This window comes from Guyparkeria sp. SCN-R1 (assembly GCF_003932495.1).
GTDB lineage: Bacteria > Pseudomonadota > Gammaproteobacteria > Halothiobacillales > Halothiobacillaceae > Guyparkeria.
In genome coordinates, this window is record NZ_QZMT01000001.1 from 1 (window position 1) to 22,195 (window position 22,195).

The 22,195-nt window shown below is 65.9% G+C and carries 20 protein-coding genes; 14 read left to right on the forward strand and 6 right to left on the reverse strand.

The window, feature by feature from the left end:
• The first annotated feature begins 107 nt into the window (after nucleotides 1-107).
• The 3 genes from D5687_RS00005 to D5687_RS00015 all read left to right on the forward strand — a co-directional run bounded on the left by D5687_RS00005 (nucleotide 108) and on the right by D5687_RS00015 (nucleotide 3,809).
• Nucleotides 108-1,325, forward strand: a complete 1,218-nt coding sequence (locus D5687_RS00005; protein WP_125197709.1) for an IS256 family transposase — start codon at nucleotides 108-110, stop codon at nucleotides 1,323-1,325.
• 104 nt (nucleotides 1,326-1,429) lie between these two features.
• Nucleotides 1,430-2,920 (forward strand): SulP family inorganic anion transporter, encoded by a 1,491-nt coding sequence (locus tag D5687_RS00010; RefSeq protein ID WP_125197710.1) that lies wholly within the window; start codon nucleotides 1,430-1,432, stop codon nucleotides 2,918-2,920.
• A gap of 16 nt (nucleotides 2,921-2,936) precedes the next feature.
• On the forward strand, nucleotides 2,937-3,809 hold the full coding sequence (locus tag D5687_RS00015; protein ID WP_125197711.1) for a universal stress protein: 873 nt from the start codon (nucleotides 2,937-2,939) through the stop codon (nucleotides 3,807-3,809).
• A gap of 91 nt (nucleotides 3,810-3,900) precedes the next feature.
• Here the strand turns inward: D5687_RS00015 and bioD are convergent, their stop codons facing one another.
• Nucleotides 3,901-4,611 (reverse strand): dethiobiotin synthase, encoded by a 711-nt coding sequence (gene bioD, locus D5687_RS00020; protein WP_125197712.1) that lies wholly within the window; start codon nucleotides 4,609-4,611, stop codon nucleotides 3,901-3,903.
• Nucleotides 4,608-5,525 carry a phosphoribosylaminoimidazolesuccinocarboxamide synthase gene (locus D5687_RS00025; RefSeq protein ID WP_125197713.1) on the reverse strand — a complete coding sequence of 306 codons (918 nt, stop codon included), beginning with the start codon at nucleotides 5,523-5,525 and terminating at the stop codon, nucleotides 4,608-4,610. Before D5687_RS00025 ends, bioD begins: the two co-directional genes overlap by 4 nt.
• Nucleotides 5,526-5,638: 113 nt before the next feature.
• Between D5687_RS00025 and D5687_RS00030 the strand changes: the two genes are divergently transcribed.
• On the forward strand, nucleotides 5,639-6,964 hold the full coding sequence (locus tag D5687_RS00030; RefSeq protein WP_125197714.1) for a TlpA disulfide reductase family protein: 1,326 nt from the start codon (nucleotides 5,639-5,641) through the stop codon (nucleotides 6,962-6,964).
• A gap of 134 nt (nucleotides 6,965-7,098) precedes the next feature.
• On the opposite strand, the gene mutM is transcribed toward D5687_RS00030, so the two are convergent.
• From mutM to D5687_RS00050, 4 genes are all read right to left on the reverse strand, one after another.
• A complete protein-coding gene (gene mutM / locus D5687_RS00035) occupies nucleotides 7,099-7,923 on the reverse strand; it encodes a bifunctional DNA-formamidopyrimidine glycosylase/DNA-(apurinic or apyrimidinic site) lyase (RefSeq protein ID WP_125197715.1) in 825 nt (274 codons plus the stop codon).
• Between the two features lie 88 nt (nucleotides 7,924-8,011).
• The gene (gene rpmG, locus D5687_RS00040) at nucleotides 8,012-8,167 is read right to left on the reverse strand and encodes a 50S ribosomal protein L33 (protein ID WP_058574604.1); all 156 of its coding nucleotides are present in this window, start codon (nucleotides 8,165-8,167) and stop codon (nucleotides 8,012-8,014) included.
• A gap of 38 nt (nucleotides 8,168-8,205) precedes the next feature.
• Nucleotides 8,206-8,442 carry a 50S ribosomal protein L28 gene (gene rpmB, locus D5687_RS00045; RefSeq protein WP_125197716.1) on the reverse strand — a complete coding sequence of 79 codons (237 nt, stop codon included), beginning with the start codon at nucleotides 8,440-8,442 and terminating at the stop codon, nucleotides 8,206-8,208.
• A gap of 187 nt (nucleotides 8,443-8,629) precedes the next feature.
• A complete protein-coding gene (locus D5687_RS00050) occupies nucleotides 8,630-10,426 on the reverse strand; it encodes an SLC13 family permease (protein ID WP_125197717.1) in 1,797 nt (598 codons plus the stop codon).
• Nucleotides 10,427-10,696: 270 nt separating this feature from the next.
• Between D5687_RS00050 and trpS the strand changes: the two genes are divergently transcribed.
• The 10 genes from trpS to hflC all read left to right on the forward strand — a co-directional run bounded on the left by trpS (nucleotide 10,697) and on the right by hflC (nucleotide 22,189).
• On the forward strand, nucleotides 10,697-11,719 hold the full coding sequence (gene trpS / locus D5687_RS00055) for a tryptophan--tRNA ligase (RefSeq protein ID WP_125197718.1): 1,023 nt from the start codon (nucleotides 10,697-10,699) through the stop codon (nucleotides 11,717-11,719).
• A 17-nt stretch (nucleotides 11,720-11,736) separates the two neighbouring features.
• Nucleotides 11,737-13,344 carry an NAD(P)H-hydrate dehydratase gene (locus tag D5687_RS00060; protein WP_125197719.1) on the forward strand — a complete coding sequence of 536 codons (1,608 nt, stop codon included), beginning with the start codon at nucleotides 11,737-11,739 and terminating at the stop codon, nucleotides 13,342-13,344.
• A complete protein-coding gene (gene tsaE / locus D5687_RS00065) occupies nucleotides 13,331-13,825 on the forward strand; it encodes a tRNA (adenosine(37)-N6)-threonylcarbamoyltransferase complex ATPase subunit type 1 TsaE (RefSeq protein WP_125197720.1) in 495 nt (164 codons plus the stop codon). Before D5687_RS00060 ends, tsaE begins: the two co-directional genes overlap by 14 nt.
• A 226-nt stretch (nucleotides 13,826-14,051) precedes the next feature.
• On the forward strand, nucleotides 14,052-15,308 hold the full coding sequence (locus tag D5687_RS00070) for an N-acetylmuramoyl-L-alanine amidase (RefSeq protein ID WP_125197721.1): 1,257 nt from the start codon (nucleotides 14,052-14,054) through the stop codon (nucleotides 15,306-15,308).
• A gap of 78 nt (nucleotides 15,309-15,386) precedes the next feature.
• On the forward strand, nucleotides 15,387-17,192 hold the full coding sequence (mutL, locus tag D5687_RS00075) for a DNA mismatch repair endonuclease MutL (protein ID WP_125197722.1): 1,806 nt from the start codon (nucleotides 15,387-15,389) through the stop codon (nucleotides 17,190-17,192).
• 2 nt (nucleotides 17,193-17,194) lie between these two features.
• Nucleotides 17,195-18,142, forward strand: a complete 948-nt coding sequence (miaA, locus tag D5687_RS00080) for a tRNA (adenosine(37)-N6)-dimethylallyltransferase MiaA (protein ID WP_125197723.1) — start codon at nucleotides 17,195-17,197, stop codon at nucleotides 18,140-18,142.
• 226 nt (nucleotides 18,143-18,368) lie between these two features.
• Entirely contained in the window at nucleotides 18,369-18,626 is a 258-nt protein-coding gene (gene hfq, locus D5687_RS00085) for an RNA chaperone Hfq (RefSeq protein WP_125197724.1), read from the forward strand.
• A gap of 5 nt (nucleotides 18,627-18,631) precedes the next feature.
• Nucleotides 18,632-19,984 (forward strand): ribosome rescue GTPase HflX, encoded by a 1,353-nt coding sequence (gene hflX / locus D5687_RS00090; RefSeq protein WP_125197725.1) that lies wholly within the window; start codon nucleotides 18,632-18,634, stop codon nucleotides 19,982-19,984.
• 145 nt (nucleotides 19,985-20,129) lie between these two features.
• Complete coding sequence (hflK, locus tag D5687_RS00095; protein ID WP_125197726.1) at nucleotides 20,130-21,260, forward strand: FtsH protease activity modulator HflK; 1,131 nt, start codon at nucleotides 20,130-20,132, stop codon at nucleotides 21,258-21,260.
• Complete coding sequence (hflC, locus tag D5687_RS00100; RefSeq protein ID WP_125197727.1) at nucleotides 21,257-22,189, forward strand: protease modulator HflC; 933 nt, start codon at nucleotides 21,257-21,259, stop codon at nucleotides 22,187-22,189. Before hflK ends, hflC begins: the two co-directional genes overlap by 4 nt.
• Nucleotides 22,190-22,195: the final 6 nt, after the last annotated feature.

Consider the following 22,195-nt stretch of genomic DNA (forward strand, 5'->3'; position numbering starts at 1 on the left):
GGTAGCGTCCCGGGAAGTGGTGTAAATCTGGCGGGGTGAGGAGGCCACCGTGGCCCTTCGTTAAAGTTGCAGTCGCAACAACCGGCAACGACGAAGGAGAAACCACGATGACCGACATGAGCATGGCATTGAACGAGCTGCTTGAGAAGCGGGAGGCCTCTTCGGACTTCCTCCGGGACACGTTGACGTTTCTGCTCCAGGAGTTGATGGAGCAGGAGGTTAACGGGCGCTGCGGGGCCGAACGGCATGCCCGTACAGACGAGCGCATCACCCATCGCAACGGGTACCGGGATCGCCCACTCGAGACCCGTCTGGGCCGGGTCGACCTGAAGGTGCCCAAGCTTCGTGAGGGCAGCTATTTCCCCGGCTTTCTCGAGCCCCGCCGCATGAGCGAGAAAGCGCTGACGGCCGTGGTGCAAGAGGCGTACGTCAAGGGCATCTCCACCCGCAAGGTCGACGATCTGGTGCAGTCGATGGGCATGAGCGGGATCTCGAAATCGCAGGTCTCTCGTCTGTGTGCGGAGATTGACGAGCGGGTCGACGCGTTCCTGAATCGACCGCTGGAGGGACGCTGGCCGTACCTCTGGCTGGATGCGACCTACATCAAGAGCCGGGAGCACGGCACGGTGACCAGCCAGGCGGTCGTGGTGGCCACGGCGGTCAACCAAGACGGCTACCGGGAGGTTCTGGGGTTGTCGGTCGGGCCGGCGGAAACCGAGGCCTTCTGGACCGACTTTCTGCGGTCGCTGGTGGCCCGGGGCTTGGCCGGCACGCGCCTCGTCGTCTCCGATGCCCACGAAGGCCTCAAGAAGGCCATTGCCACCGTCCTGACCGGTGCCGGCTGGCAACGTTGCCGGGTGCATTTCATGCGCAACGTGGCATCGGCGGTGCCCAAAAAACACCAGCCGGCCGTGATCGCCGCCGTGCGCACGGCATTGAACCAGCCCGATCAGCGGGAAGCGTCCCGCCAGTGGCGAGAGGTGGCCGACGGGCTCCGGGGGCGCTTTCCCAAGGCGGCGGCTTGCCTCGACAATGCCGAGGAGGACGTGCTGGCGTACATGGCCTTCCCCAAGGCGCACTGGCCCAAGCTTTCCTCGACTAATGGCCTCGAGCGGCTGAACAAGGAGATCAAGCGGCGCAGCAACGTCGTCGGCATCTTTCCGAACAACCCGTCGGTGATCCGCCTGGTCGGTGCCGTGCTGCTCGAGCAGAGCGACGAATGGCAGGTGAGCCGCCGGTACATGAGCCTCGAGAGCCTGGCGCCCGTGCTCCAATCGGATGGCAGCGACGAGGCAGACAAACTGACTTTCGAGAACGCGGCGTAAACAGCGACGAGGGCTTTGGTGGCTATCTCGCTTTTACACCACTTGACTGGACACTACCGAGTGGCGATCCTGTCGTAACCAAATCCGCTGGACAGAGAGTCACGATGAACTGGTACCGCATCAAGCAGGAATGGTTTTCCAACATGCGCGGCGATGCCCTTTCCGGGTTGGTCGTCGCCCTGGCGCTGATCCCGGAGGCGATCGCCTTTTCGATCATCGTCGGCGTCGATCCCAAGGTGGGCCTGTACGCATCGTTCGCCATCGCCGTGGTAATTGCCTTCACCGGCGGTCGGCCGGGGATGATCTCGGCGGCCACGGCGGCCACGGCGCTGTTGATGATCACCCTGGTCAAGGATCACGGGCTGGAGTACCTGCTGGCCGCCTCGATACTCGCCGGGGTGCTGCAGATCGCGGCAGGCTACATCCGCCTGGACCGGCTGATGCGGTTTATCTCCAACTCGGTGATGACCGGCTTCGTCAACGCGCTGGCCATCCTGATCTTCATGGCGCAGTTGCCCGAGCTGACCAACGTCACCTGGCACGTCTACGCCATGACGGCAGCGGGGCTCGCGATCATCTATGGCCTGCCCAAGATCACCAACGTGATCCCCTCGCCCTTGGTCACCATCGTGGTGCTGACCCTGATCGCCTGGTTGATGAACATCGACGTGCGTACGGTGGGTGACATGGGCGAGATGCCCGACACCCTGCCGGTGTTCCTGTTCCCGGACATCCCCCTGAATCTCGAGACCCTGATGATCATCCTGCCGTACTCGGCGGCGATCGCGGTGGTCGGCCTGCTCGAATCCCTGATGACGCAGAACCTGCTCGATACGCTGACCGATACCAAGACCAGCAAGGCGCGTGAGTGCAAGGGGCAGGGCATCGCCAACATCGTCTCCGGTTCGATGGGCGGGATGGCCGGCTGCGCGATGGTTGGCCAGTCGGTGATCAACATCAAGTCCGGCGGGCGCGGACGCCTGTCGACCTTCCTCGCCGGGATCTACCTGTTGATCCTGGTGGTCTTCTTGGCGCCGGTGCTCACCCTGATCCCGATGGCCGCGCTGGTTGCGGTGATGATCATGGTCTCGATCGGCACGTTCAGCTGGGGCTCGATCCGGGATCTCAAGAAGCACCCGATGAGCACCAACGTGGTGATGCTGATGACTGTCATCGTCACCGTGGCAACCCACAACCTCGCCTACGGCGTGCTCACCGGCGTGCTGCTGGCGGCGATGTTCTTCGCCAACAAGGTCGGGCAGTTCATGCACGTGTCATCGCGCCTGTCCGAGGACGAGAACGACCCGCGTCATCGCACCTATGAGGTGGCAGGCCAGGTGTTCTTCGCCTCGACCGAGAAATTCCTCGAGTCGTTTGATTTCAAGGACGACGTGGATAAGGTGTCGATCGACCTGTCGAAGGCGCACTTCTGGGATATCACCGCCGTGCATGCGCTCGACAAGGTGGTGGTCGACTTCCGCCGGGAAGGTATCGAGGTGGAGGTCATCGGCATGAACCAGGCCACCGCCACGATCGTCGACAAGCATGGCGTGCACAACGATCCGGATGCCGCCGAGAAGCTGATGGGGCACTGACATGGGAACCGAGAACATGACCGACAACAAGGACCAAGTACTCGCCTGCATCGACGGCTCGCGCTCCACCGAGGCCGTCACCGACTATGCCGTCTGGGCCGCTCAGGCACTGGCCGCGCCGCTGACCTTCCTGCACGCGATCAGCAACCCGCATGCCCCGGCGAAGACCGATCTGTCCGGCAACATGACCCTCGGCGGGCGCGAGAAGTTGCTCGAGGAGATGGTCGAGCTGGAGGAAAAGCGGGGCAAGCTCGAACGCGAGCGGGGCCGCGCGTTGCTGGCCGACGTGCTCTCCCGGGCGCGTGATCGTGGCTTCGACGAGCCGGCCGAACTGCTGCGCAACGGTGACATCACCGAGGTGATCCTCGAGCTTCAGGATGCGATGCAGATGCTGGTGCTGGGCAAGCAGGGCAAGCAGGGCAAGGATGGCGACGCGGTCGCCATGCACGTCGGCAGCCATCTCGCCGGCATCCTGTCGATGATCCACAAGCCCACGCTGGTCACGCCGCTCGAGTTCAAGCGTCCCGAGAGTTTCCTGATCGCCTACGACGGCAGCCCGACGGCCTACAAGCTCGTCGAGATGGCGGCGAACACGCCGCTGCTGCAGGGTCTGCCGGTGCACATCCTGATGGTGGGCGAGGAGAAGCAGGGCAACTGGGACAAGATCCAGGCGGCCAATACCAAGCTGCAGAAGGCTGGCTTCGATACGCAGGTCGCCATCCGCCAGGGCAAGGTCGACGAGGCGGTGTCGATGTACATCGAGGAAAAGAACATCGATCTGCTGGCCATGGGCGCCTACGGCCACAGCCCGATCCGCTACCTCGTGCTGGGCAGCACCACCACCAAGATGATCATGAAGGCCAACGTACCGCTGCTGGTGGTGCGCTGAATGGCGTGACACGCCCGCTTTGGCGTTGCATGAAAGAAAGGCCGTGCCTACGTTGGGCGCGGCCTTTCGTGTTTAGGCGGCTTTGGCGTGTTTACGTGTCTCCGCGGAGCAGCGGGGCGAGGCACTGATGATCATGGTCAAAGCGCAGCACCGGGGGCGGGTGTGCCACCAGCCGGGGTAGCCATTCGACAAGCGAGGCGTGGTTGTCTGGCGCGTCGTCGTCGCTGGGGTCTTGTGGTCGGCGATTGAGGATGACGGCTGCCAGCGGGATGCCGCGACGTTCGAGGGATTCGGCGGCTGCCAGCGTGCTCGACAGGGTGCCGAGCCGGTCGGGGGTGACCAGGATCGCCGGTAGGTGCGTGTATTCGGCCAAACGCACGTTCAGCGCGTCGTCGGCCAGCGGCGAGAGCAGGCCGCCGGCGCTCTCGATGATTACGCGTTCCTCGGTGCTCAGGTCGGCCAGGGCCTGATCGAGGATCGGGGCCAGGTCGCGCTTGAACTGCAGGGTCTCGCGTTCGCGCCGGGCGGCCTCCGGCGCGGCAACGGGTGTGAGGTAGCGGATCGGGCAGACGGTCTCGAGTGATTCGCGTCCGCCGGCAGCCTTGCGCAGGGCGATGCCGTCGGCCGGCTGCCGTTCCCCGTCGTGGACCTCGCAGCCGGTTTCCACCGGCTTTCGCACACGCGGCAGCAGGCCGCGGTCGATCAGCAGGCGGGCGAGCGCGCAAGACACCACGGTCTTGCCGACACCGGTGTCGGTGGCCAAAACCACCCAGCCGCGTGGTTCCTGGTCGCGCGTGTTCATGCGATGCCCGGCAGGTCCTCGCCGGTCAGGCGGCGGTAGGCGGTCAGGTAGCGTTCGCGCGTCTGGGCAATGATCTCGTCGGGGATGGCCGGCCCGGGGGCGGTCTTGTCCCAATCGAGGGTCTCCAGCCAGTCGCGGATGAACTGCTTGTCGTACGACGGCGGGCTGATGCCCGGGCGGTATTCGTCCGCCGGCCAGAAACGCGAGGAGTCCGGTGTCAGCGCCTCGTCGATCAGGTGCAGCGTGCCGTATTCGTCGAGGCCAAATTCGAACTTGGTGTCGGCGATGATGATGCCGCGCTTGGCGGCGTAGTCGGCCGCCAGTCGGTACAGTCGCATGGCGGTGTCGCGCACCTGGGCGGCCATCTCAGGGCCGATCAGGCGCTCGGTCTCGGCGAAATCGATATTCTCGTCGTGGTCGCCCACGTCGGCCTTCGTCGCCGGGGTATAGATTGCTTCCGGCAGTTTGTCGGCCAGTTGCAGCCCCTCGGGCAGCTTGATGCCGCAGACCGCCCCGGTGGCCTGGTAGTCCTTGTAGCCCGAGCCGATCAGGTAGCCGCGCACCACCGCCTCGATCGGCAGGGCCTTGAGATTGCGCACGATCACGCTGCGGCCCTCGAGCTGGGCGCGTTGCGCCTCGTCCGGCACGATGGCGGCGAGGTCCTGTGCCTCGCAGAGGTGGTTGGGCACCAGGTCCTGGCTTTTCTCGAACCAGAAGCGCGAGATCTCGGTGAGCACCCGGCCCTTGTCGGGAATCGGCGTGGGCAGGATCACGTCGAAGGCCGAGACCCGGTCGGTGGTGACGATCAGCATCCGCTCGTCGTCGATGCGGTAGAGGTCGCGCACCTTGCCCCGATGGATCAGTTCCAGGGCGTCGATTTGCGTGTCGAAAACGGCGGGGGCCGAGTGTGTCATGGGCGTTCAACTGCTAGCATGCTAAGGATTTTCCGCCCGTGGGTTTTCGGGCAGTTGGCTATTGTACGAGAGCGCGCCGCGCGATGCGATGCGCAATGACCCGGAGTACGAGTATGACGTGGGGAGTTCGCATGTGGTGGCAAGGGGGGCTCGTGGCTGGCCTGTTGTTGGCGGTGGCCGGCGGGGCCCAGGCGGAGCTGACGATTCCCCTGGGCGAGAGCGGCGAGCAGCTTGAGGTGCGGGTGATCGAGCCGCCGGAGGGGCCGTCCGCCGATAGCCCGCTGGTGCTCTGGGTCGTCAACCAGTACGGCGACATGGCCGGGCCCGAGAGCGTTGCCCATGCGCTGGCGCGGCACGGGGCGACGGTCTGGATGGTCGACGTGATGGATTCGTTGTTCCTGCCGCGGTCGGACGTCAACGTTCGCAACGTCGACGGGCAAGCGGTCGGCTCGCTGATCCAACGGGCCGTCGAGGAAGACCGGCCCACCGTGGTGGTGGCGGCCGACCGGATGGCCGTGCCGACCCTGCGCGGGATGCGCTGGTGGCAGGAGCGCACGAACGACCCCGATGCGCTGGCTGGTGCCGTGCTGATCTTCCCCAGTCTGTATCGAGGCGCGCCGGTGGCGGGCGAAGAGCCGGAGCTGTTCTCGATCATCGATGCCACCAACCTGCCGGTGATGCTGTTCCAGCCGGAGCGTGGCGTGTATCGACACCGCCTGCTCGACCTGCGTGAACGCTTCCTCCAGGCGGGTAGCGACCTGTTCGTCCAGGTGATCCCCGGGGTGCGGGACTACTACCACATGCACCTCGACGAGCCGCAGCTCGACTCATTCGATCAACTCGAGAGGGTCATGGACGACCCGGCCGAGGCCCGTGCCGTTCAGGCGCTGCCCGGTGACATCCTGCGGTCGATACCCCTGCTGGCGGCCGCCGATCACCCGAGCAAGGTGCGCCCGATCGACCCGGAGCGGACCACCCCCGTGGATCGTCAGACCGGATTGCAGCCGGTCGAGCCGCAGGAGGCACCGGATTTCGAGCTGATCGATCTCGAAGGCAACCCCCAGAGCCTCGATCCGGACTTCGACGGCGTGCAGATCGTCAACTTCTGGGCGACCTGGTGTCCGGCCTGTGTCGAGGAGATCCCGTCGATGGAGCGGCTGGCCAGTCGATATCCCGATCAATTGAAGATCTACGCGATCGCGTTCAAGCAGTCGCCCGAGCACCTGCGCGAGTTCATGCAGGACTTCGATGTCTCCTTCCCGGTGCCGGTCGACCCGGACGGCAAGGTGGCTGCGAAGTACGATGCCTTCGCCTTCCCGTCCTCGTTCCTGGTAGCCGCCGACGGCCGCATTCACTATTCGGTGAACGCCGGCATTATCTGGGATACCGAGGAGGTCGATGCGATCGTGCGCGAAGTGCTCGAGATCGAGCCGGAGTGAGCTGAAAGCGGACAGCTTGAAGCCGGGAAACGGTGCGTAGGAGCGGCTTTAGCCGCGATGGCTCGAGAGGAGGGGGCTTGGGGCTGGGATTGGCGGTCGCCGATGTCTCGGCGAACGCCGCTTACACCTTGCCGCTAACTGTCTTCTGGCTGACACGCCGGACAGAACCAGGTCGAACGCTGACCGAGGACGGTGCGCTCGACCGCGGTGCCACAGCGTCGGCAGGGCTCGTCCGTGCGCTCGTAGACGTTTAGAGTCTGGCGGAAGTAGCCGGGGTTGCCCGAGGGGGCGAGGAAGTCGCGCAGCGTCGTGCCGCCCTGTTCGATGGCCGCGGCGAGCACTTGCCGGATTGCGGTGGCAAGAGTGTGACACTCGTCGCGGTCGAGCCGGCCTGCCGGGGTCATGGGATGAATGCCGGCGAGAAACAGCGCCTCGGAGGCGTAGATGTTGCCCACGCCCACCACGATGGCGGCGTTCATGATTGCCTGCTTGACGACCACGCGCCGGCCGGCGAACCGGGTGGCGAGGTAGGCGCCATCGAAGGTCGGGCCAAGCGGCTCGGGGCCGAGCTTTTCCAGGCGCTCGTGCGGCGCATCCACCCGGTCGGTCAGCACCGCGCCGAACCGTCTCGGATCATGCAGGCGCAAGGCCCTGCCGTTTTCGAGACGCCATTCGACGTGATCGTGCTTGCGCGGCGGGTTGCTCGGATCATCCAGTCGCAGGCTGCCCGACATGCCCAGATGGATCAGTACCCGGTCGTCGTCATCGAGGCACAGCAGCAGGTATTTCGCGCGCCGCTCGACCGCCTGGACCGGGCGACCTGCGAGGAATGCGGCCAGGTCCTCGCGCACCGGCCAGCGCAGGCGGGCGTCACGCACGGTGACGCCGTCGATGCGCTGACCGACGACAAACGGCTCGATGCCGCGGCGGGTGGTCTCGACTTCCGGTAGTTCGGGCATGACACGAAGAAACCCCGCGAGGCGTCCTCGCGGGGTCCATCAAGGGCCGGTCAAGAGAGGGCTGGCCGCCTGGCGACGACCAGGCGCCTTACTTGATCTTGGCTTCCTTGTAGATGACGTGCTTGCGTACTACCGGATCGTACTTCTTGATCTGCATCTTCTCCGGCATGTTCCGCTTGTTCTTGTCGGTGGTATAGAAGTGGCCGGTGCCGGCACTGGATACCAGTCGGATCTTGTCGCGCATGTCGTATTACCTGTCGAAATATGGTGGTGAGCGGTGTTTCAGACCTTCTCGCCGCGTGCACGCATCTCGGCGATGACCGTCTCGATGCCGACCTTGTCGATCGTGCGCAGGCCGTGGCTGGAAACACGCAGGCTGACAAAGCGCTGCTCGCTCTCTACCCAGAACCGCTTCTTGTGCAGGTTGGGCAGGAAGCGACGCCGGGTCTTGTTGTTCGCGTGCGATACGTTGTTACCGACCGCCGGGCGCTTCCCGGTTACTTGGCAAACTCGGGCCATGATTGTCTCCTGAGCGACTCGTCTGATTGCGCGCGTACCGAGGGATCGGAGCCATTCCGGCGGCCGGCACGCGGGCGGGTCAATTCAAAGGCCGCGTAGGATAAGTGAAGGTCTGCGCGAATGCAATACCGCTCTGCGCGCCGTGGGACGGGTCGCGGCAGGGCGGCCGTTCGCCGCGTCGACCATCTCAGCCGACCAGTGGCCACACCCACAGGATCATGGGGACGGCAACGATCACCACCAGCAAGGACAGCGGCAATCCCATGCGCCAATAATCACCGAACTGGTAGCCGCCCGGCGCCATGACCAGGGTGTTGGATTGATGGCCGATTGGCGTGAGGAACGCGCAGGAGGCACCGATGGCCACCGCCATCAGGAACGGGTCGGCCGAGGCGTTCATGCCTTGCGCGAGTTGAATGGCAATCGGGGCGGCAAGGACCGCGGCGGCGGCGTTGTTGATGATGTTCGAGAGCAGCATGACCGCCACCATCAGCAGTGCGAGCATCAGGAAGGCCGGCAGGTGGTCGGCCATGCCGAGCAGGCCCTCGGCAATCATGGCCGAGCCACCGGTGGTTTCCAGTGCCTGGCCGACCGGCAGCATTGCGGCGAGCAGCACGATCACCGGCATGTCGATTGCCCGGTAGGCATCGTCGGAGGGCAGCAGCCCGGCGATCACCATCGCCACGGCGGCCCCGACGAGCGCAGTGGCGACCGGCAGCAGATCGAAGGCGACCAGCGCCAGGCCGGCAGCGAAGATGCCGGCGCCCAGTGCGACGCGACGCGGGCGGGCAATGTTCAGCCCGCGCGAGGCCAGTGGCAGACAGCCGAGTCGGTTCATCGCGCCGGGCAGGCTTTCCTCGCGTCCCTGCAGCAGCAGAATGTCGCCGGGGACAAAGCGGATCTGGTTGATGCGCTGTTTCAGTCGCTTGCCCTGCCGGGCGACGGCCAGCACGTTCACCCCGTAGCGCTCGCGCAGATCCAGCGCGCCGGCCGAACTTCCCACCAGTCTTGAATTCGGGGCGACGATCGCCTCCGTCAGGGTCAGTTCGCCGGCTGTTTTGTCTGTTTCCTCCGATGATTCGCTCGATTCGCCGGCCGCCAGTTCCAGGCCGGTGACCTCGATCAGGGCCTCGAGCCCGTCGGAATCGGCCTCGATCAGCAGGATATCGCCGGGCTTGAGTACCTCGTAGGTCGATGGCAGGCGTCGGCGTTCGTCATCGCGCAGCAGGGCGGTGACCATCACGTCGGTCTCGTCGGCGACCGAATCGATCAGTTCGTGCACGCTTCGCCCGGCGTAGGCGCTCGATTCGGGGACGCGCAATTCGGTGAGGTAGTTCTCGATCTCGAACAGTTCGCCGCCATCGGTCGGCTGGTCGCGCTGTGGTGTCAGACGCCAGCCGATCAACGCGATGAAGGCGACCCCGACGAGGGTGATGGCCAGCCCGACCGGCAGGAAGTCGAACATGCCGAAGGCTGGTGCGCCGGTATCGGTCCGGTAGGCGGCGATGATGATGTTGGGCGGGGTGCCGATCAGGGTCAGGGTGCCGCCGAGCAACGAGCCGAAGGCCAGCGGCATCAGCAGGAACGACGGCGAGCGCCCAGCATGTCGCGCCATCCACACGGCTACCGGCATGAACAACGCCAGCGCACCGACGTTGTTGATGAACCCCGAGCTCAGGGCGACCACGCTGGTCAGTGTGATCACCTGGACCACCGGGCGGTCGCCGACCCGGGTCAGTCTCCGCGCCAGCACGTCGATGACGCCCGCATTCAGCAATGCCCGGCTCAGGATGAGCACCGCCGCCACGGTGATGACCGCCGGGTGGGAGAGCCCGCTGAACATCGCCCCGGGCGGGACGAGCCCGGTCAGCCCGGTCGCCAGCAGCGCAAGCAGGGCGACCACGTCGTAACGCAGTCGCCCCCACGCGAATCCGGCCAGCGTCAGGCCGAGGATCGCGAACAACAGCGCCTGATCACCGGTCATGCATGGCCTCTGCGGTGGCGTCCCATCGCTTGATGGTTGTGGCGAAGTACGGCATTCATGTGCGAGTCGAAAGGAGCGGCTTTCCGGTTGGCGTCATGGGCTTCTCTCGGTCGTCTGGCAGCGGGCTTGCCCTCACTCTATAGCAGCAAGCAGCCCTGACGACCCGTGTCGGGCCTTTGCTATGATGATCCGCCTTTGCCCGGCCGGGCGGAAGGATTCTCCCGCCCGGTCCGGAAATGCCGTATTCACCCGATTCAAGAAGTCACATTTATGTCCAAGAACGCCTTGCCGCCGGTGGTGCTCTCCGGCATCCAGCCCTCCGGCCAGTTGCTCATCAGTCACTACGTCGGCGCGATCCGCAACTGGGTGGCCATGCAGGACACGCACGATGCGCTGTTCATGCTGGTCGACCTGCACGCGATCACCGTGCGCCAGGACCCGGCCGAGTTCCGCTCGCGCTGCTACGACTTCCTCGCCCTGTATCTTGCTTGCGGGCTCGACCCGGACAAGAGCACGCTGTTCGTCCAGTCGCACGTCCCAGCGCACGCCGAGCTGGGCTGGGTGCTCAACTGCTACACCTACATGGGCGAGCTCGAGCGCATGACCCAGTTCAAGGACAAGTCGCAGCGCCACCAGGCCAACATCAACGCCGGGCTGTTCGACTATCCCGTGCTGATGGCCGCCGACATCCTGCTCTACCAGGCCACCCACGTGCCGGTCGGCGCCGACCAGAAGCAGCACTTGGAGCTCACCCGCGATCTGGCGATGCGCTTCAACAAGCTCTACGGCGACATCTTCACCGTGCCCGAGCCGTTCATTCCCAAGGCCGGGGCGCGCGTGATGTCGCTGCAGGATCCGACCGCGAAGATGTCGAAATCCGATCCCAGCGAGGCCAGCTACGTCGCGCTGCTCGACGAGCCGAAGAAGATCCTCAAGAAGTTCAAGAAGGCGGTCACCGACTCGGACATGGATATCCGCTTTGACCCCGAGAACAAGCCGGGCGTGTCCAACCTGTTGACGCTGCTGTCGATCTTCGGTGACGAGTCGATCGAGTCGATCGAGGGCCGGCTGGCCGGCGAGGGTTACGGCAAGCTCAAGGTCGAGACCGGCGAGGCGGTCATCGCCCACCTCGAGCCGATCACGGCCCGCTATCGCGAGATCCGTGCCGACGAGGCGGGGCTGGATGCCATCCTCGCCAAGGGCGCCGAGCGCGCGGCCGAGCGGGCCCGGCCGACGCTCCAGCGCGCCTTCGACGCACTCGGCTTTCTGCCGCGCCCGGACATCCTCGGCTGATCACCCCGGACTGAACCATGTCGACCGCCGCCCCGCAGCTCATTCGCCCCGTCGTCGATCCGGCCCTCGCCCGGGCCTGGTCGGTGGAGAGCATTCAGGCCCACGAGCAGGCGTTGTTCGCCGGTGGGGTGGATGCCTATGGGCTGATGGAGCGTGCCGGCGGGGCGGCGTTCGCCGAGCTGCGTGATCGCTGGTCGGGCGCCCGGCGCGTGGCCGTGTTGGTCGGGCCGGGCCAGAACGGTGGTGACGGGCTGGTGATCGCCCGGCTGGCGCAGCGGGCCGGTCTGGCGGTCGATCTGCTCGGCTGGGCGCGGCCGACATTCCGCGACAGTGCCGCGCATGCCTGGGCGGCACTGTCGACGGCCGTGCCATCAATCGAGGTGCAGACCGAGCCGGCAGCCATCGACCAGGCGCTACAAGCAGCCGACGTGGTGGTCGATGCCCTGTTCGGTATCGGCCTGTCTCGGGCGATCGAAGGCGAAGCGGCGGACTTTCTGCGTCGCGCGGATGCCGTGCTCTCCTCGCGTGCCGAGCGGCCCGGGGTGATCGCGGTGGACCTGCCGTCCGGCGTCGACGCGAATACCGGTGCAGTCGATCCGCTCACGCTGAGAGCCGACTGCACGGTGACCTTTCTCGGCATCAAGCGGGGTTTGACGACCGGCCCCGCCGTGGCCGCCTGTGGTGAGCGGGTGCTGGCCGATCTCGGTTATCCGCCGGCTGCGGACGAGGCGTCCATCGAACTGCTGCACGGTGGGCTGCGGTTCGCGCCGCGTGCTCGTGATGGGCACAAGGGGCGATTCGGCACGGTGCTGGTCGCCGCCGGCAATCGTGGCATGCCGGGTGCGGCGCGACTGGCGGCCGAGGCGGCCTTGCGTGCCGGGGCGGGCAAGGTGATCGTCGCCACCCATCCCGATCATGCCGCTACGCTCAATATCGGTCGGCCCGAGTTGATCGTGCACGGTGTCGAGACGGCCCATGACGTGCTGCGTCTGGCCTCCCTGGCGACCAGCGTGGTGGTCGGGCCGGGGCTGGGGCGGGACGCCTGGGCGGTGACAGTCTGGCGCGCGCTGCGCGACTGCCCGTTGCCGCTGGTGGTGGATGCCGATGCCCTGCGCCTGCTCGGCCCCAACTCGTTGCGCGAGCGCGATGCGGTCGTCACGCCGCACCCGGGCGAGGCGGCCATGTTGCTCGAATGCGATACCGCCATCATTAACGCCGACCGTCTCGGGGCGGCCCGCTCGATCGCCGGGCGGCTCGGATGTGGCGTGGTGCTCAAGGGCGCCGGCAGCGTGCTGGCCGATGGTGACCGCGTCGCGGTATGCCAGCGAGGCAGCGCCGCGCTGGCGACGGCCGGCACGGGTGATGTGCTGGCCGGCCTGCTCGGTGCCCTGATTGGCATGGGGCTGCCGCGGTTCGCCGCGATGGAGCTCGGTGTCTGCCTGCACGCCGAGGCGGGCGAGCTCGAGGCCGAGGCTCGCGGCGATTGGGGCATGGCAGCCAGCGACCTGTTCGGGGTGATCCGCGCCCGGCTCAACGGCCAGGTCGAGCCGGTCGGCACGGGCTGGCGGCGGTCTTGTGCATCCAGCGATGATTCCTCGCGGGGGCAGGGCCATGACGGGCGCTGAGACCGAACGCCGCTATCGCGAGCTCGATCAGGCGGCGGTCGAGTCACAGGCCGCTGCCTTGGCCGCCGTGGCGCCAGCGGCCGGTCTACTGTCGCTGCGCGGCGAGCTGGGGGCGGGCAAGTCCACGTTTGCCCGGGCGTTCCTGCGATCCCTGGGGGTGACCGGCACCATTCGCAGCCCGACCTACACGCTGGTCGAGCCCTACGACGTGACGCCCCCGCCGGGCGGTCCGAGTCGCGTCCTGCACCTCGATCTCTATCGACTGGCCGATCCCGAGGAGCTCGACTACCTCGGCGTGCGCGACGAGGCGGATCATGCCCTGTTCCTGGTGGAATGGTTGAGCCAGGCCCATGGCGAGTTGGTCGCCGATCTCGAAATCTCGCTTTCGGGATGCGCCGATCGGCCGGAACACCGCGACCTCGTCTGTCGGGCGTCAAGCCCATTCGGCGAGGCGTGGTTGGCGCGTCTTGCCGCCACTTGAGCACCTTGCCCGACCGGGTGTGGTGTTTTTCCAACGTTGACCCAAACCACATCATCTTGTGCTTTGTAGTGATAGACGCCGCCACATTTGGTGATCGATCTTCTCGGTTCGGGTTAAGAAGTCAGCGCTATCTTCTTGCAATTGTTGAAAAAATCCCTTTTTGGCGCACACTGTAGGCAAGTGTCGCAATGACACGTTCTTGGGGCTGTGTTGCCAGAGGTGGAGCATGAACAATTCATCCCAATCTGCCCGTGACGCGCTTGCCTTGCTGAATGCCGAGCGCCGCCGCTTTTTGCGCACGGCAGTCGGTACCGGGGTGGCGGCCTTCGGTCTTCCCCTTGCCGGGCCGGCGCTGGCCGGTCGGGCCGTCAACGTTTCCCGCGTGCAGGCGTGGCGCCACGAAGGGTTTACCCGCTACGTCTTTGCCATTTCCGAACCGGTCGACTTCGACACGCTGTTGCTGGACAACCCGGCACGGGCGGTCATCGACGTGCGTTCGACCCATCTGAAAGACGTTTCCATGCCGTCGACCCCGGACTCACCAGTAGTCAAGGGTCTACGCGTCGGGGTGCGCAACGGTAATGACCTGCGCCTGGTGTTCGACCTCAAGAAGCGGGCGCGCCCGCAAATTATTATCCTGCCCCCCACCGACGGTGGATCCCATCGTCTGGTCATTGATTTGCCCCACGGTGGTGGCGCGGACACCGTGATTGCCGAACGCCCTGACGTGCCGCAACAGGAATCGGCGGTGCAATCCGGTTCCGGCGCGTTCCGTGACCTCGTGGTGGCGATCGATCCCGGTCACGGTGGCAAGGACCCCGGTGCCATCGGCCGTCGAGGTACCCGCGAGAAGGACATCGTGCTCAATATCGGCCTGCAGTTGCGCGACCTGATTGCCGCCACTCCCGGGCTGCGCCCCGTCATGACCCGCGAGGACGATCGCTTCATCCCGTTGCGACAGCGCACCGAGATCGCGCGTCGGCACGAGGCGGATCTGTTCATCTCGGTGCACGCCGATGCCTTCCGGCTTGCCTCGGCGAAGGGCGCATCGGTCTACTGCCTGAGCCAGAACGGCGCCAGTTCCGAGGCCGCCCGTTGGCTGGCGGCCAAGGAGAACAGTGCGGATTTCGTCGGTGGCGCGTCGCTTTCCGGTCACGACGAGGATGTCGCCTCCGTGCTGCTCGACCTTGCCCAGACCAAGACGCTGGAATCGAGTCTCGACTTCGCCGACCGTGTGCTTCAGCGCATCGGCGGCATCGCCAAGTTGCACAAGCACGATGTACAGCAGGCGGGTTTCGCCGTGCTCAAGTCGCCCGATATCCCTTCGATCCTGGTGGAGAGCGCCTTCATCAGCAATCCGCAAGAAGAGGAACGCCTGCGCTCCTCGAGCTATCAGCGTCAGATCGCCCAGTCGATCCTCGAGGGCGTGAACAACTACTACACGGCGCACGCCCCGCAGGGCACCCGCTACGCGATGCTTTGATCGGCCGCCCCGGTTCGGGGCGCTTGTCTCGGCGCGACGGCGCGGGCGACAATGCCCGTTTTTCGCCGCAGAGACCTCATGGCCGAAATCCGTGCCCTCCCGCAATCCCTCGTCAACCAGATCGCCGCCGGCGAGGTGGTCGAACGCCCGGCCAGCGTGATCAAGGAGCTGGTGGAAAATGCCCTCGATGCCGGAGCCGACCGGATCGAAGTGCAGGTGGTTGCCGGCGGGGTCAAGCAGTTGTCCGTGTGTGACAACGGCCACGGCATGCCGCCCGAGCAGCTCCCCCTGGCAATCGCGCCGCACGCGACCAGCAAGATCCGCGACCTGGATGACCTCGAGGCGGTGGCCAGCTTCGGCTTTCGAGGCGAGGCGCTGGCCAGCATCCAGTCAATCTCCCGCCTGCGACTGGTCTCCCGGACCGCCGACACCGATCACGGCTGGGAGCTTTCCCCCGGCGTCTTCGACGAGCCGCGACCCACGCCGGCGAAGGCCGGCACCCTGGTCGACGTGCGGGATCTCTTCTTCAACGTGCCCGCGCGACGCAAGTTCCTGCGCACCGAACGCACCGAGTTTGGCCATGTCGATCAGCTCATGCGCAAGCTGGCGCTGGCCAACCCGGACGTGGCTTTCCGTCTGATCCACAACGACCGGCCGGTGCTCGACCTGCCGGCGGTGACTCTCGAGACGATCGACCAGCGCATCGCCGCCGTGCTCGGTCAGGGCTTTCTCGAGCAGGTGCGCGAGATCGACGCGTCGGCCTCCGGTTTTTCGCTGCAGGGGCTGGTGGCCAGCCCGCAGTATGCTCGCGCCTCCACCGACCAGCAGCTATTCTTCGTCAACGGCCGGGTGGTGCGTGATCGGCTGATTGCGCATGCGATTCGCCGCGCCTACAGTGACGTGCTGCATCACGCCCGGCACCCGGCTTACGTGCTCTCCCTGCGCCTTGACCCGGCGACGGTCGACGTCAATGTCCATCCCACCAAGGCCGAGGTGCGCTTTCGCGATGCCCGCGGGGTGCACGATTTCCTGTTCCAGTCGGTGCATCGGGCCCTGGCGGCGCCGGGTGGTGCTGCCTCTTCAGGCATTGCCGACCCCGATCAGAGCGGGTTGGCGGCAGCCGGTATGCCATTTGGCGGCGAGGCGGCCCGTCCCGCGATCGGTGTGCCGACGACGGGGGGTGGGCGCTCGGCGCAGGGCTACTTCTCCCTGCTCGAACAGGGTCGGACCGGGGAGGGCGAGGGCAGCCGAGTCGCCGAGCCACTGCCCGAGGATGCCGAAATTCCCCCGTTGGGGTATGCCGTCGCCCACCTGGGCGAGATCTACATTCTGGCGCGCAATCGCGACGGGCTGGTGATCGTGGATGCCCATGCCGCGGCCGAGCGGGTCACCTACGAGCGTCTCAAGCAAAGCTATCGCCAGCAGGCGCTCTCGGCCGCGCCACTGCTGTTGCCGGTGGACCTCGGGGTATCGCCCGTCGAGGCGGAGGCCTTCGAGACCTGGCAGGAGGCCTTCGCCGCGGCCGGGGTGGTGCTGGACCGGGTCGGGCCCGAACGGGTGCGGGTGCGCGAGGTGCCGGTGATGCTGCGCGAGGCGGATATCGAGACGCTGGTGCGCGAGATGCTGGCCGAGATGCGGCGCGTGCCGCTGGCCGGCGACGACGTGCCCCGCGCGGTGGTGGATGATCGCATCGACGAGATCCTTTCCACCATGGCCTGTCACGGATCGGTGCGGGCGAATCGTCGCCTGACGGTGGCCGAGATGAACGCCCTGCTGCGCGACATGGAGCACACCGAGCGCAGTGACCAGTGCAACCATGGACGTCCGACCTGGCGTCGACTGACGATCGATGAGCTCGATCGCTGGTTCATGCGGGGTCAGTGACGGTGGCCTCGAACGCCCTGCCGATCGTGGCCATTGCCGGGCCGACCGCCTCGGGCAAGACGGCCCTTGCCATGCGGCTTGCTGACCGGCTGCCGGTGTCCATCATTTCGGTCGACTCGGTGATGATCTATCGCGGCATGGATATCGGCACTGCCAAGCCGCCTGCCGACCTGCTGGTGCGCTATCCGCATGCCCTGGTCGATATCCGCGACCCGGCCGAGACCTACAGCGTCGAGCAGTTCTGTCGCGATACCGTGGCCGCGATTGCCATGGCCCGGGAGGCCGGGCGAGTGCCCCTGCTAGTCGGCGGGACGATGATGTATTTCCAGGCGCTGCTGCAGGGGATTTCCCACCTGCCGGCGACCGATGTGGCCATCCGCGAGGCAGTCCAGGTCGAGGCGGGCGAGGTTGGCTGGCCGACGATGCACCAACAACTGGCCGAGGTCGACCCGGTGGCGGCCGCCCGCATCCACGCCACCGACCCTCAGCGCATCGGCCGGGCACTGGAAGTGTTTCGTGCCACCGGCAAGGGCCTGAGCGATTGGCAGAAAGAGCACCCCCCGGTCTCCCCCTTGGCCGACGAGCGATTGCTGGCGGTGGCGCTCTGGCCGCCGAGCACGGCCCATACCCGCCGGGCGGTGGCCGAACGGTTCGATGCGATGCTGGAAGCGGGGTTTCTTGCCGAGGTCGAGGCGCTCTTTGCGAGGGGCGACCTGCACCCGGGGTTGCCGTCGATGCGTGCGGTCGGCTATCGGCAGGCTTGGGCGCACCTGGCCGGCGAATGGGATTTCGATCAGATGCGCGAGCGGGCGATCACGGCCACCCGCCAGCTCGCCAAGCGCCAGCGCACCTGGTTGCGTTCGGCCTCGAACTGGGAGGCGATGGATGCCCTGGCGGCCGATCGAATCGAATCGCGCATAATGAACTTTATCGACGTCTCGGTATCTTGAACGAGTCGCGCATCCGGGGCGTGGAGCCAAGGCGTCGATCGGGTCTGTGAGCCGGTCTGCCGCCGGCGGGGAATTCCCCTACACTTCCCACTGATTGAATTGCCGACAGGCATCCCCATTGTTTCGGCCATTGCCTGCTCGTCGCGGCAGCCGTAGCACTGGGGCACAGGCCGCCGAGAACGGCCGACCGGCCCGAGAGGTCGGACAACCAACAAGAGGAATCACCATGGCCAAAAGCCAGTCACTGCAAGAACCGTTTCTCAACACCCTGCGTCGCGAGCACATCCCGGTCTCCATCTACCTGCGCAATGGCATCAAGCTGCAGGGTCAGATCGACTCGTTCGACAACTTCGTCGTCCTGCTCAAGAACAACGTCAGCCAGCTGGTCTACAAGCACGCGATCAGCACGATCGTGCCGACCCGCCCGGTAAATATCGAGTCCGAGCCCAAGGGTGAGGGCCGCGACGGCGGGGGCGACGAATAACCCCGATGGAGTTTTTCGAGCGCCATCAAGGCGGGGAACGGGCCGTGCTGCTGCATGTCGAGCAGCGGGCGGTGGATTCCAACGAGGACCTCGCCGAGTTCCGCGAGCTGGCCCGATCGGCCGGCGCGGAGATCCTCGTCGAGAGCGAGGTCAAGCGCCAGACGCCGGACCCACGCCTGTTCATCGGCAAGGGCAAGGCCGAGGAGCTCGCCGAGCTGGTGGCCGCGCACGAGGCCGAGCTGGTGATCGTCAACGCCCAGCTCTCGCCCTCCCAGGAGCGCAACCTCGAGAGGCTGGTCAAGTGCCGCGTGCTGGATCGCACCGGGCTGATCCTCGATATCTTTGCCCAGCGCGCCCGCTCGCACGAGGGCAAGTTGCAGGTCGAGCTGGCCCAGTTGAACCATCTGGCGACCCGGCTCGTGCGCGGCTGGACTCACCTCGAGCGCCAGCGCGGCGGTTCGATCGGCTTGCGTGGCCCGGGTGAGACCCAGCTCGAGATGGACCGTCGCCTGTTGGGCGGTCGCATCAAGCAGCTCAAGGAACGGATTGCGCGGGTGCGCCGTCAGCGGGCCGAGGGTCGCAAGGGGCGCCAGCAGTCCGACGTGCCTACCGTGGCCCTGGTCGGCTACACCAACGCCGGCAAGTCGACCCTGTTCAACGCCATGACCGTGGCCGAGTCCTTCGCCGCGGACCAGCTGTTCGCCACGCTGGATACCACGCTGCGGCGCGTCGAGATGACGCCGCAGCTGACCGTGGTCTTTGCCGACACGGTCGGCTTCATCCGTCACCTGCCGCACGAACTGGTGTCGGCGTTTCGCTCCACGCTGGAGGAGACCCTCGAAGCCGACCTGTTGCTGCACGTGGTGGACGCCGCCTCGCCGGAACGGGACCGGCAGATCGAGGATGTCGAGGTGGTGCTCGAGGAGATCGGCGCGGGGAAGATGCCGCGCCTGACCGTCATGAACAAGATCGACCAGCTCGAGGACGGGGCAGTACGCGTTGACCGCGATGCCAGCCAGTTGCCTACCCGGGTGTGGGTTTCGGCTAAGGATGGTCGTGGCATGGACGAGCTGCTCGAGGCGCTCGCCGAGCGGCTCGAGCCCAGTAGCGTGACGCGTCGCCTGTTCATTCCCATGGCCGACGGCCGGCTTTACGCCCAGTTGCAGGGTGAGGGCGCCGTGCTGGAGGAAGAGGTCGATGAAAGCGGCTGGCACCTGGAGATCAACCTGCCGGTGGCTCGCTGGGGGCAGTTGCTTAAAAAGGAGCCGGCACTGGCCGACATGGTGGTCGATGGCCCCGAGCCGGCCCCGCCCGAGCCCTTCGAAGAGATCCTCGCCGCGCGCGAGCCTCGTCACTGACTGCAGGCGCGGCGGCGGTTGCCACGCCCGTCCCCGGCCACTACACTTTGGCGCTGCTTTCTGCCCGTCGGGCGGAAAGGACGTCCTGAACGAAACGAATACCCATGTCCGCCGGGTTCTCCGGCGGCAATCACTGGAGAAGCCCATGGCCTGGAACGAGCCGGGTGGCGGTAAAGATCCCTGGTCGAATCCGCGCGGCCGGGGCGGAAAGCCGCCCAACATCGACGATGCCCTTGGACGCCTGAAGGACCGCTTCGGCGGTGGTGGCGGCATGGGTAACGCCGGCGGGTCGAAGGGGATCCTGGCGATCATCGGCGTCGTGCTGATCGGTTGGCTGATTTCCGGTATCTACATCGTCGACGAAGGCCAGCGCGGCGTTGTGCTGACCTTCGGCAAGTACACCAGTACCGCTGGTCCCGGTCCGCACTGGCACCCGCCGTATCCGATTTCGGACGTGATCACGGTCAACGTCGATGAGTACCGTGACCGCGAGCTCAGCATGACCGTGCTGACCAACGACGAAAATATCGTCGACGTCGATCTCTCCAGCCAGTTCACCGTTCGCGATCCGGTCGAGTTCCTGTTCAACGTTCGTGATCCCAACGCCACGTTGCAGGACGTCATGCAGAGCGCGATTCGCGAGGTCATCGGTTCGAGCCGCATGGACTACGTCCTGACCGACGGTCGGGTCGAGATTGTCGATGCGGTGCGCACCCGGATGCAGGAGTTGCTCGAGTCCTACAAGACGGGCCTGAACGTCCGTTCGGTCAACCTGCAGGATGTGCAGCCGCCGGAGCCGGTACAACCGGCCTTCGAGGACGCCATCCGGGCACGTGAGGATGAGCAGCGCTACATCAACGAGGCGTTGGCCTACGCCAACCAGGTCGTGCCGCGAGCCCGTGGTGACGCTGCGCAGATCCTCGAGCAGGCCAAGGGTTACCAGTCCCGCGTGATCAACCAGGCCGAAGGTGAGGCTGCGCGCTTCAATGCATTGCTGGCGTCTTACCAGATTGCCCCGTCGATCATCCGCGAGCGGATGTACATCGACACGCTCGGCGAGATCTACGCCAAGGGCAACAAGATCCTGGTCGACCCGGACAATGCCAGCAACATCCTGAACCTGCCGTCGGGCGCCAATGGGAGCGTCATGCAGGATGATCTGCGCAGTGGCGCGCCGCTGGCGGTGCCGTCGCTTTCGACGGGCACGTCGTTCGAAGGTAATTCGGGCGGCTCCAACAACAACCGTTCCGGTCTGCGTACCAGGGGGTCCGAATGAACTGGGTGACGCGCCTGCTGCTGCCGATCATCGTCGTGATCGTGTTCCTCTACGCGACCGCGACCTTCCAGGTGGCCGAATACCAGGAGGGCGTGAAGTTCCGCCTGGGTGAGATCGTCGAGACCGACTTCGAGCCCGGTTTGCACTTCAAGCTGCCGTTCGTCAACTCCGTGCGCCTGTTCGACACCCGGATCCTCTCGCTGTCCACTCCACCGGAGCGCTTCCTGACGAGCGAGAAGAAAAACCTGATCGTCGACTACTACATCAAGTGGCGCATCACCGATCCGGCCGATTTCTACCGGGCGACCCGTGGTCAGGAATCCGTGGCCGAGAGCCGCCTGAACCAGATCGTCAAGGACAGCATGAAGAGCCAGATCTCCAGCCGGACCATCGCCGAGGTGGTCTCCGGGGATCGTGACCTGTTCATGCGCAACGTCATCGAGACCACCAACGAGGACATCTCGGGTCTGGGGCTGGAGATCGTCGACGTGCGTATCATGCGCATCGAGTTGCCGGAGGAAGTGCGCGAGTCGGTCTACTCGCGGATGGAGAAGGAGCGTTCGACCGTGGCCAAGGCGATCCGCTCGCGTGGTGAGGAGCAGGCCAAGCGCATCTCCTCCGATGCCGACCGTCAGCGTGTCGTGATCGTCTCCGAGGCCGAGCGTGAGGCCGACGAGATTCGCGGTGAGGGTGATGCCGAGGCGGCGAAGATCTACGCCGAGTCCTTTGGCCAGGACGAGGAATTCTTTGCCTTCTATCGCAGCATCCAGGCCTACGAGAAGGCCTTCGCCAACGGCAGCGACACCTTCGTGCTCAGCCCGGACAGCCCGTTCTTCCGCTACTTCCAGTCGTCGGATGGCCAGTTGTCGGATGGCAAGGATGAGTCGTCGGACGCCTCGGCAGATGGTGGCGCGCTGCCGGCGCGATAGGGGCGG

Bases quoted from the DNA above. Each gene is read 5' to 3' on its own strand.
- D5687_RS00005 (WP_125197709.1), top strand. From the start codon at position 108: ATGACCGACATGAGCATGGCATTGAACGAGCTGCTTGAGAAGCGGGAG.
- D5687_RS00010 (WP_125197710.1), top strand. From the start codon at position 1,430: ATGAACTGGTACCGCATCAAGCAGGAATGGTTTTCCAACATGCGCGGC.
- D5687_RS00015 (WP_125197711.1), top strand. From the start codon at position 2,937: ATGACCGACAACAAGGACCAAGTACTCGCCTGCATCGACGGCTCGCGC.
- bioD (WP_125197712.1), bottom strand. From the start codon at position 4,611: ATGAACACGCGCGACCAGGAACCACGCGGCTGGGTGGTTTTGGCCACC.
- D5687_RS00025 (WP_125197713.1), bottom strand. From the start codon at position 5,525: ATGACACACTCGGCCCCCGCCGTTTTCGACACGCAAATCGACGCCCTG.
- D5687_RS00030 (WP_125197714.1), top strand. From the start codon at position 5,639: ATGACGTGGGGAGTTCGCATGTGGTGGCAAGGGGGGCTCGTGGCTGGC.
- mutM (WP_125197715.1), bottom strand. From the start codon at position 7,923: ATGCCCGAACTACCGGAAGTCGAGACCACCCGCCGCGGCATCGAGCCG.
- rpmG (WP_058574604.1), bottom strand. From the start codon at position 8,167: ATGCGCGACAAGATCCGACTGGTATCCAGTGCCGGCACCGGCCACTTC.
- rpmB (WP_125197716.1), bottom strand. From the start codon at position 8,442: ATGGCCCGAGTTTGCCAAGTAACCGGGAAGCGCCCGGCGGTCGGTAAC.
- D5687_RS00050 (WP_125197717.1), bottom strand. From the start codon at position 10,426: ATGACCGGTGATCAGGCGCTGTTGTTCGCGATCCTCGGCCTGACGCTG.
- trpS (WP_125197718.1), top strand. From the start codon at position 10,697: ATGTCCAAGAACGCCTTGCCGCCGGTGGTGCTCTCCGGCATCCAGCCC.
- D5687_RS00060 (WP_125197719.1), top strand. From the start codon at position 11,737: ATGTCGACCGCCGCCCCGCAGCTCATTCGCCCCGTCGTCGATCCGGCC.
- tsaE (WP_125197720.1), top strand. From the start codon at position 13,331: ATGACGGGCGCTGAGACCGAACGCCGCTATCGCGAGCTCGATCAGGCG.
- D5687_RS00070 (WP_125197721.1), top strand. From the start codon at position 14,052: ATGAACAATTCATCCCAATCTGCCCGTGACGCGCTTGCCTTGCTGAAT.
- mutL (WP_125197722.1), top strand. From the start codon at position 15,387: ATGGCCGAAATCCGTGCCCTCCCGCAATCCCTCGTCAACCAGATCGCC.
- hfq (WP_125197724.1), top strand. From the start codon at position 18,369: ATGGCCAAAAGCCAGTCACTGCAAGAACCGTTTCTCAACACCCTGCGT.
- hflX (WP_125197725.1), top strand. From the start codon at position 18,632: ATGGAGTTTTTCGAGCGCCATCAAGGCGGGGAACGGGCCGTGCTGCTG.
- hflK (WP_125197726.1), top strand. From the start codon at position 20,130: ATGGCCTGGAACGAGCCGGGTGGCGGTAAAGATCCCTGGTCGAATCCG.
- hflC (WP_125197727.1), top strand. From the start codon at position 21,257: ATGAACTGGGTGACGCGCCTGCTGCTGCCGATCATCGTCGTGATCGTG.